This window comes from Rhizobium brockwellii (genome assembly GCF_000769405.2).
Classification (GTDB): Bacteria; Pseudomonadota; Alphaproteobacteria; order Rhizobiales; family Rhizobiaceae; genus Rhizobium; species Rhizobium brockwellii.
The window spans coordinates 486,315-492,830 of the sequence record NZ_CP053441.1 but is presented as its reverse complement, the minus strand read 5'-3'; the positions used below and the strand labels follow the sequence as shown (position 1 = coordinate 492,830).

Annotated in this window: 7 protein-coding genes; 6 read left to right on the top strand and 1 reads right to left on the bottom strand. The window is 64.4% G+C overall.

What is annotated here, in order from left to right; translation table 11 throughout:
• Nucleotides 1-203 precede the first annotated feature (203 nt).
• From cobF to RLCC275e_RS30380, 5 genes are all read left to right on the top strand, one after another.
• The gene (gene cobF, locus RLCC275e_RS30400) at nt 204-968 is read left to right on the top strand and encodes a precorrin-6A synthase (deacetylating) (protein ID WP_033183823.1); all 765 of its coding nucleotides are present in this window, start codon (nt 204-206) and stop codon (nt 966-968) included.
• Nucleotides 969-1,041: 73 nt separating this feature from the next.
• Nucleotides 1,042-2,424 carry a precorrin-3B synthase gene (gene cobG, locus RLCC275e_RS30395; RefSeq protein WP_033183824.1) on the top strand — a complete coding sequence of 461 codons (1,383 nt, stop codon included), beginning with the start codon at nt 1,042-1,044 and terminating at the stop codon, nt 2,422-2,424.
• 2 nt (nt 2,425-2,426) lie between these two features.
• Nucleotides 2,427-3,059, top strand: coding sequence for a precorrin-8X methylmutase (locus tag RLCC275e_RS30390; RefSeq protein ID WP_033183825.1), 633 nt, complete (start codon nt 2,427-2,429; stop codon nt 3,057-3,059).
• Nucleotides 3,056-3,787, top strand: coding sequence for a precorrin-2 C(20)-methyltransferase (locus RLCC275e_RS30385; protein WP_033183826.1), 732 nt, complete (start codon nt 3,056-3,058; stop codon nt 3,785-3,787). Before RLCC275e_RS30390 ends, RLCC275e_RS30385 begins: the two co-directional genes overlap by 4 nt.
• Nucleotides 3,784-4,548 (top strand): precorrin-3B C(17)-methyltransferase, encoded by a 765-nt coding sequence (locus tag RLCC275e_RS30380; RefSeq protein WP_033183827.1) that lies wholly within the window; start codon nt 3,784-3,786, stop codon nt 4,546-4,548. The genes RLCC275e_RS30385 and RLCC275e_RS30380 overlap by 4 nt, the downstream gene beginning before the upstream one ends.
• Here the strand turns inward: RLCC275e_RS30380 and RLCC275e_RS30375 are convergent.
• Entirely contained in the window at nt 4,512-5,282 is a 771-nt protein-coding gene (locus RLCC275e_RS30375; RefSeq protein ID WP_029872099.1) for a cobalt-precorrin-6A reductase, read from the bottom strand. The genes RLCC275e_RS30380 and RLCC275e_RS30375 overlap by 37 nt on opposite strands.
• Here RLCC275e_RS30375 and RLCC275e_RS30370 point away from each other — a divergent pair.
• Nucleotides 5,281-6,513 carry a bifunctional cobalt-precorrin-7 (C(5))-methyltransferase/cobalt-precorrin-6B (C(15))-methyltransferase gene (locus RLCC275e_RS30370; RefSeq protein WP_033183828.1) on the top strand — a complete coding sequence of 411 codons (1,233 nt, stop codon included), beginning with the start codon at nt 5,281-5,283 and terminating at the stop codon, nt 6,511-6,513. The two genes, RLCC275e_RS30375 and RLCC275e_RS30370, sit on opposite strands and share 2 nt — an antisense overlap.
• Nucleotides 6,514-6,516 lie beyond the last annotated feature (3 nt).

Genomic DNA, 6,516 nt, shown 5'->3' with positions numbered 1-6,516 from the left:
AACACTCAATCCTTTCCGATGCGCTTTTCTGTCAACATAGCGTCAAAAAGCGTATCGAAGGTGACACGATTCGGGATTTGCAGCAACAACAGGGCTCAGATGTCGCCCACAGGCTCGGTTGGCCGCGGCCAACTCCCTTTCCCACCCTTGCGGCGAGCCGGCTTTTTCGGCAAGACCGCCAGGACTCAACGGGGAGTATCCGCTTGAAGCATATCAATATCATCGGCATCGGCACGGGCAACCCGGAGCACCTCACCATACAGGCGATCAACGCGATGAACGCAGCCGACGTGGTCTTCCTGCCGGTCAAGGGCGCCGGCAAGGAAGAGCTCGCCGAAATCCGGCGGGATATCTGCGAACGCTATATCACCCGGCCGGCCGGCAGGATTTCAGAATTCGCGGTGCCGCAAAGGCAGACGGCAGACAAGACCTATGTGCAGAGCGTCGACGCCTGGCACGGCGAGATCGCCCGCATCTATGGAGAGCTGATCTCCGGTCTTCCGGATGATGGCAGCGGCGCCTTTCTGGTATGGGGTGATCCCAGTCTCTACGACAGCACGATCCGCATCATCGAACGCGTGCGCCGGGAAAGCAGCCTGGATTTCGATTACAGCGTCATTCCCGGCATCACCAGCATCCAGGCGCTGGCGGCCAGCCACAGGATCCCGGTCAACCTCGTCGGCAAACCGATCGAAATCACCACAGGGCGCAGGTTGGCGCAGGACGGGCTTCTGGCCGACAGCACCATCGTCATGCTCGACGGCGAACAGGCTTTTGCAAAGATCGACGATCCAGACGCCGAGATCTTCTGGGGCGCCTATCTCGGCACCAAGGACGAGATCGTCAGGTCAGGACGACTTGGCGATATCGCGACCGACATTCTGAGGCTCAGGGCCGAGGCCAGGCAACGGCACGGCTGGATCATGGACATCTATCTCCTGCGCAAGGGACGGGATTTCGAGGAATAGCCGGTCCGAAGCCTTTCCATCATGCTTTGCCGACCCGACTGCGATCATGTAAGAAATGGTCAGAGGATCGAGAATGAGCATTCAGGCCGCAAAGGCGAGCGACAGGACAAGCGAGGCGGATCTGCACGATCGCCCGGCGGCGGAGATCCGTAGGCGCGGCGCCTGCCCCGCCCTTGCCGCGCCCATGCCGACCGGCGACGGTTTCCTGGTCCGGCTGCGGCCGGCCGGCGGCGCTTTGACGCCGTCGCAATTTGCAAGCCTTGCCCGCTCAGCCGCAGCCCATGGAAACGGCATTCTGGAAATCACCGCGCGGGGCAATCTGCAGATCCGCGGGCTGCGCGCCGAGACCGTCGGACAGCTCGCTGCCGACGTCGATGCCGCCGGAATCATCGTTCCGGACGGGCCGGCGATCGAGACACCGCCACTGCACGGCATCGACCCGGAAGAAATATGCGATCCGGCCGCAATGGAAATGGCCTTGCGCAGCACGCTCCGCGATCAGCTTGCCTCACCGCGCCTGGCGCCAAAACTCTCGCTCGTCGTCGACGGTGGTGGATCCTTCGGCTTGTCAGCACTGTCCGCCGATATCCGTATCGTCGCGCAATCCGGCGCGGAATGGCTTGTCGCGATCAATGGCGACGGTGAGACCTCAACGCCGGTCGCGATCGGTCTCGCGGAGTCGGCGATATCGGCCGTCGGCGAAATTTTGAGCCTGTTGGCGAACCTCGGGCAGGGCAGGCGGGCAAGGGATATCGACCCGGCGCTTCTGCGGACGTGTTTTCCCGCGATGGATGGTATCCAGTTCATTCCGTCCCGCGCGGCAGCGATGCCGCTTGCCGGCTCGCACAGGCTTAAGGACGGCAAAACCATACTCGGCCTCGGGCCGGAATTCGGGCAGATGCGAGCCTCCGATCTGATCGCTTTGCTCGATCTGGCAACGGACCGCGGCGCAACAGCCATCCGGCTCGCGCCCGGTCGCGGTTTCTTCCTCATCGGGCTTTCCGCCGATACAGTGCCGGCTATGCAGATCGACGCAGCAAGACATGGCTTCGCCGCACAACCTGGCGAGAACAGCGAGCATATCGCCGCCTGCGCCGGCGCTGGCGCCTGCGGCTCGGCCTTCTACGAGACACGAACCCTGGCGCGTCACCTCATTGGCGTAGCACCTGCCCTTTTCGACGGTTCGCTGACGCTGCATCTGTCCGGCTGTCCCAAGGGCTGCGCTCACGCTCGGCCGGCGCTGACCCTGACCGGCTCGGCGGAAGGTTATGGCCTCATCCTCAATGGGCTTGCTGCGGATCTGCCGGACGAACGGATCGCTGGCGGTCGGATCGATTTCGCTATAGAGAGGCTCGCCCGGTCCATCGAAGACAACAAAGACGCTGGCGAATCGACCGCCGCCTGCCTTACACGGCTTGGCGCAACCGGCGTTTCGAAGGCGCTGCGACAGGAATAGGAATGCCAGACTACGATTATATCCGCAGCGGCGATGCGATCTACGAGCGTTCCTTTGCCATCATCCGTGCCGAGGCCGATCTATCGCGCTTCACCGAAGATCAAGCCGAAATCGCCGTGCGCATGATCCATGCCTGCGGCCTGGTCGAGGCGGCGGAGCATTTCCTGTTCTCCGCCGATTTCGTCAGCGCTGCGCGCGATGCACTGAAAGGCGGCGCGGCGATCTTCTGCGACGCGGAGATGGTATCCCAGGGTGTGACCCGGGCGCGGCTGCCGGCGCAGAACGAGGTGATCTGCACGCTGCGCGATCCCGCGACACCCGAGCTTGCACGCGAGACCGGCAATACGCGCTCGGCCGCCGCCATGCATCTCTGGCTCGATCGGCTCGGCGGCAGCGTTGTCGCGATCGGCAATGCACCGACCGCCCTCTTCCATCTGCTCGAACTCCTGCGCGACGGCGCCCCGAAACCCGCGGCGATCCTCGGCATGCCCGTGGGCTTCGTCGGCGCCGCCGAATCCAAGGATGCGCTGGCGGATAATTCCTACGGCGTACCCTTTGCCATCGTCCGCGGCCGGCTCGGCGGCAGCGCCATGACGGCAGCCGCCATCAATGCACTGGCGAGGCCAGGCCTATGACGACAAGCGGCCGTCTTATCGGCGTCGGCACGGGTCCCGGCGATCCGGAGCTCCTCACCCTCAAAGCCGTGCGCGCCATCGAAGGCGCGGATGTGATCGCTTATTTCGCCAAGCAGGGCAGGGGCGGCAACGGCAAGGCGATCGTCGAGCCGCTGCTGAAATCCGGGGTGACGCTGCTGCCGCTCTATTATCCTGTGACGACCGAAATCGACAAGAACGACGAACGCTATCAGAGGCTGATCACCCAATTCTACGATCTGTCTGCCAAAGCGGTCGCCGGGCATCTCGATGCCGGGCTGACGGTCGCCGTTCTCAGCGAAGGCGATCCGCTCTTCTACGGCTCCTATATGCACCTGCATGTCAGGCTTTCCACACGCTACCCGACGGAAGTGATCCCGGGCATCAGCGCCATGTCGGGCTGCTGGTCGCAGGCCGGCATGCCGATCGTCCAGGGCGACGACGTGCTTACCGTACTGCCCGGTACGATGGCGGAGACCGAGCTGACGCGCCGCCTTGCCGATACGCAAGCCGCCGTCATCATGAAGGTCGGCCGTAATCTGCCGAAGATCCGCCGGGCACTGGCGGCCGCCGGCCGGCTTTCAGAAGCCGTCTATGTTGAGCGCGGCACCATGGCAAATGCGGCAATGGAAAAGCTTGCCGACAAGACAGACGGCGATGCACCGTATTTTTCGCTCGTGCTGGTGCCAGGCTGGGAGGGCAGCCGATGACCGGCAGGCTTTTCGTGATCGGCACCGGTCCCGGCAACCCCGAGCAGATGACGCCGGAAGCTTTGGCCGCTGTCGATGCGGCGACGGATTTCTTCGGCTACGGACCTTATCTCGACAGGCTGCAGCTCCGCCACGATCAGCTGCGGCATGCCTCGGACAATCGCGAGGAGCTCGACAGGGCAGGGGCCGCACTCACCATGGCAGCGGATGGCGCCAAGGTCTGCGTCGTCTCCGGCGGCGACCCCGGCGTCTTCGCCATGGCGGCGGCCGTCTGCGAAGCGATCGAGAACGGGCCGGCCGCATGGCGCGCGGTCGATCTCACCATCCTGCCCGGCATCACGGCGATGCTGGCCGTGGCGGCAAGAGCAGGTGCTCCGCTTGGCCACGACTTCTGCGCAATATCGCTGTCTGACAATCTAAAGCCTTGGAATATAATAGAAAACCGTCTTGTGTTGGCGGCAAAGGCAGGTTTTGTCATCGCGCTTTATAATCCGATCAGCCGGGCGCGGCCCTGGCAGCTCGGCGAAGCCTTCAAGCTGTTGCGTGACCATCTGCCTGCAGCAACACCGGTTATTTTCGGGCGGGCGGCCGGGCGGCCGGACGAACGCATCGCCGTCCAGCAGCTGTCGCAGGCAGATGCGTCGATTGCCGATATGGCAACCTGCATCATCATCGGCTCGGCCGAGACACGCGTCGTCACGCGGCCAGGCCGGCTGGACCTCGTCTATACGCCGCGCTTCATGGCGGGGGGAAACAGGTGATCGATCGCCGCCAGCGCCGCCTCGACAGTGTCGACAGCCTTGACGATCGAGGCCGGCGCGCGCGTTACCATCATCACCTCGATGCCGAGCAGGCGGGCTGCCTCGATCTTCGCATAGGTGGCCACACCGCCGCTATTCTTGGCGACGATGACGTCGATGTGGTGCTGCCTCAGAAGATCGCATTCACCATCCAGCGTGAACGGACCACGCTCGAGGATGTATTCGACATTATCAAGCGTAAGCGGCGGTTCGACGGGATCGACGCTGCGAACGAGATAGTGATGTTGCGGTGCGGCTTGCGCATGATGGGCACCCTGCCGACCCGTCGCCAGGAAGACTTGGCGGGGGAGGGGGCCAATCGCTTCGATGGCAGCCGGAATGCTCCGCACGTCCCGCCAGCGATCGCCGGCCACGCGTTGCCATTCGGGACGGCGCAGAGCGATCGCGGCAATGCCGGTGGTCTCGGCCGCGAAAGCGGCATTGGCCGAAATGCGCTCGGCGAAGGGGTGCGTGGCGTCGATCAACAGGTCATATCCGCCGACTTTCAGGAAATCGGCAAGTGCTGCGGCGCCGCCGAAACCGCCGATGCGAACCGGAACAGGCTGCGTGGCCGGTTTTTCGGTGCGGCCGGCAAGCGACAGCAGGACATCGCAATCATCACGCGCCGCCAGCGCCTCGGCCAGCAGCCGCGCCTCGCTGGTGCCGCCGAGGATCAAGATGCGGGGTCTTCCCATGTCTGATGTCGCTCCTGCGTCCGGCCAGCGCTGGCTGACTATTATCGGCATCGGCGAAGATGGTCCAGAAGGGTTGGGCGAGGAGGCGAACAGGCTGATCGCGACCGCACCCGCCGTCTTCGGCGGCGTGCGGCACCACGCGCTTGCCGCATCGCTCATCACAGGCGAAAAGCTTTCCTGGCAGAGCCCGTTCGAGCGCTCGGTCGAGGCTATCCTCGAAAGGCGTGGCACGCCTGTCGTCGTGCTCGCCTCCGGCGATCCGTTTCTCTACGGCGTCGGCGCGACACTCTCCCGCCATGTGGCGGCCGAAGAGATGCACGCCATCCCCGCGCCCTCGGCCTTCAGCCTTGCCGCCTCCCGCCTTGGCTGGCCGCTGCAGGACGTCGCAACGATCTCGCTGCATGGACGGCCGATCGATCTGATCCGGCCGCATCTACACCCCGGACGGCGCATCCTCGCGTTGACCTCGGACGAGAAGGGGCCTGGCGATCTGGCTGCGCTGCTGATTGCTGCTGGCTTCGGTCAGTCCCGACTTACAGTGCTCGAGGCGCTTGGCGGCGCTCGGGACCGGCAAAGAAGTGCTGTGGCTGCGGATTTCGATCTCGTGGACATCGATCCCCTGAATGTCTGCGCACTCGATATCGCGGCAGGGGAGGGGGCTCGCGTTCTGCCTTTTGCCGCCGGGCTCGAGGACGAACTGTTCGAGCATGACGGACAGATCACCAAACGCGAAATCCGGGCGATGACGCTTTCGGCGCTCGCGCCGCGTCATGGCGAACTGCTCTGGGATATCGGCGCGGGCTCGGGATCGATCGGCATCGAATGGATGCTCGCCGATCCCAGCCTGAAGGCGATCGCCGTCGAACAGTCGCCGGAACGGGCCGCACGGGTCGCCCGCAACGCAGCCGCCTTCGGGGTACCGAATCTTGCCGTCGTCGAAGGTGCAGCGCCCCTCGCGCTGAAGGGCCTGCCAGAACCGGATGTGATCTTCCTCGGCGGCGGCGGCAGCGAACCGGGTGTTGTCGATACTGCGATTGCCGCGCTGAAGCGGGGAGGGCGGCTCGTTGCCAATGCCGTGACGCTGGAGATGGAAGCGGTGCTGCTCGGTGAACATGCCAAACGCGGCGGTTTCCTCACGCGGATCGAAATATCGCGCGCACAACCCGTCGGCGGCATGAGCGGCTGGCGGCCGGCGATGCCGGTGACGCAGTGGCGCTGGACGAAAGGATGACGA